Origin of the sequence: Saccharothrix sp. ST-888, assembly GCF_000955975.1 — a bacterium.
Lineage (GTDB): Bacteria > Actinomycetota > Actinomycetes > Streptomycetales > Streptomycetaceae > Kitasatospora.
The window spans coordinates 1-534 of sequence record NZ_JYJF01000346.1; the positions used below are offsets into that span (position 1 = coordinate 1).

Annotated in this window: 1 protein-coding gene; it reads right to left on the bottom strand. The window is 70.4% G+C overall.

Going from position 1 to position 534, the window contains the following annotated elements; genetic code table 11:
- Window positions 1-52 precede the first annotated feature (52 nt).
- A partial coding sequence (locus UK12_RS33030) for a phosphomethylpyrimidine synthase ThiC (RefSeq protein WP_045306902.1) occupies window positions 53-534 on the bottom strand: 482 nt, incomplete at its 5' end.

Genomic DNA, 534 nt, shown 5'->3' on the forward strand with positions numbered 1-534 from the left:
CCGCACCGGGGATCCCCCTCCGGCCCCCGGGGCGGCGCTCAGCAGTCGGCGGTCAGTCGGCCAACGGCAGGTACACCCGGTTGCCGGAGGCCGCGAACTCCTCGGACTTGGCGGCCATACCGGCCACCGCTTCCGCGTCGAAGTCGGTGTCGGTCGCCACCGCCGTCGAGCCGTCGCCGTGCTCGTTGCGGATCTGCTGGGAGATCTTCATCGAGCAGAACTTCGGGCCGCACATGGAGCAGAAGTGGGCCGTCTTGGCAGGTTCGGCGGGGAGGGTCTCGTCGTGGAACTCGCGGGCGGTCTCCGGGTCGAGGGCCAGGTTGAACTGGTCCTCCCAGCGGAACTCGAAGCGGGCGTCGGAGAGGGCGTCGTCCCAGGCCTGCGCGCCGGGGTGGCCCTTGGCCAGGTCGGCGGCGTGGGCGGCGATCTTGTAGGTGATGACGCCGGTCTTCACATCGTCCCGGTTGGGCAGGCCCAGGTGCTCCTTGGGCGTGACGTAGCAGAGCATGGCGGTGCCCCACCAGGCGATCATCG